This is a genomic window from Desemzia sp. FAM 23990, assembly GCF_045528485.1.
Lineage (GTDB): Bacteria > Bacillota > Bacilli > Lactobacillales > Carnobacteriaceae > Desemzia.
Window position 1 is genome coordinate 1 of sequence record NZ_JBGQQW010000049.1, and the last position, 1,812, is coordinate 1,812.

The following is a 1,812-nucleotide window of genomic DNA, read 5'->3' on the forward strand; positions in this document are numbered from 1 at the left end:
AATCGAGTAGGAGGTAAATAATTAATTTATTTACCGTCCTCTCACACCACCGTACGTACCGTTCGGTATACGGCGGTTCAATTTTATATAACATGCTTTTGTTTTAAATAGTAACTATCTGGAGATACTAGACCTTTAAGGGCTAGTATCTTATTGGTTACTGTGGTCGTCATTACCCAGGACAAGGCTATTCGGGCAGTTCCTTTGGAACTGTGACTGTTCAAGTAGGCATTATAATCGCTCATTCCTAGTTTAGTGAGTGCTTTTCTTCGATTCTTGGCTGTTTTCCATTGGTGCCAGATACACACCCTCAGTCGATAACGAAGATGACTCGCTATTTTCTTGAGTTTTGTATGCATATCTCCTATTTTGAAATAGTTCACCCATCCTCTGATGACTTGATTCAGTCTAACGATGCGGTAAGCCATATCAATTCCCCAACTTTTCTTGCTTAGCTGATGAAGTTTATATTTAAACGTCTCGATTGATATGGCATGGGGCTTTGCTCGATAGCCTTTGTCTGCTCTCGACCAATAGAATCCAAATCCCAAAAATTTAAAGGTTGGGTCACTTGGTTTAATGACTTTCGATTTAGTCGTATTAACAGTTAAACCCAGAGTTTCCTCAATATATCGTGTAACCGAACGCATCACGCGTCTTGCTGCGAATTCGCTTTTAACGAAGATAATACAGTCATCTGCGTATCGCACGAAGCGTAACCCTCTTTTTTCTAGTTCTTGGTCGAGTTCATTTAAGAGGATATTACTCAATAACGGCGAAAGGTTCCCCCCTTGGGGGGTGCCTACTGGGCTTTTCTCATATTCTCCGTTCACCATAATGCCACTCACCAGATATTTCCGAATAAGTGATATTACATCACCGTCGGTTATTTTCCGAGAAACCAGATTCATCAGTCGATCATGGTTAACTGTATCAAAGAACTTCTCTAAATCAATGTCGACAATCCAATGGTACCCTTCATTCATGTCTCTTAGCCCTTGCGCTATAGCCATATGAGCGTTACGGTTTGGCCGAAATCCATAACTACTGTTGTGGAAGTGTTCGTCAAAAATAGGTGTGATAACTTGCGCAATTGCTTGTTGAATAACCCGGTCAATAACTGTCGGTATCCCCAATAGTCTGACCCCACCCGATGGTTTAGGTAATTCTACTCTTCTGACGGGTTTAGGTTGGTAATTCCGTTCGCGAATGGTCTGAATAAGTTCTTCTTTATGCTGACGAAGATATTCTTTAGCCTCTTCGATAGTCATACCATCAATGCCTGCGACACCTTTGTTCCGTTCCACTTGTCGAAAGGCTTCGTTTAAATTATTTCTGGATAGGATTCTATCCAATGTCCTGTTTTCATGCATGTTTGTTACTCCTTTTCTGTTCTCGTAAGGCAGCTATCTACTTTTACGCTGTTGTAACCAGTAGTCTTTGGCGACCTCCAATAAAGATGTTTGTAACGATAAAATTGTTCGGTCCTTCGCTCTTTCTAGCTTTCACTAGCTGTCTTCACTACTACGACCTCGGCTGACTTCTCATGAGTCAAGCACTTATCACTAAGTGTATTTGGGATAACATCATGAGACCTCCCCAGTTAAGGTGCGAACTCTTTCACTCCATCTATCTGCCACATTTATGCTTCGAGTTATAACAGTTATCGGACTTCAGCTTCTTTCGCAGCCTTATCCACTCGACTCACCTCTTATATGGTTTCTGTTCGTCAGACCAGAGTTTTGCCTTGGGCTTCCTTCAGATTCCACCTCACGGTGGACACCCTTGCCGTCAGCTATATGCTTACCACTG

Annotated in this window: 1 protein-coding gene; it reads right to left on the reverse strand. The window is 42.1% G+C overall.

Going from position 1 to position 1,812, the window contains the following annotated elements:
* Positions 1–83 precede the first annotated feature (83 nt).
* Entirely contained in the window at positions 84–1,373 is a 1,290-nt protein-coding gene (ltrA, locus tag ACEN4I_RS13275; RefSeq protein WP_079650472.1) for a group II intron reverse transcriptase/maturase, read from the reverse strand.
* Positions 1,374–1,812: the final 439 nt, after the last annotated feature.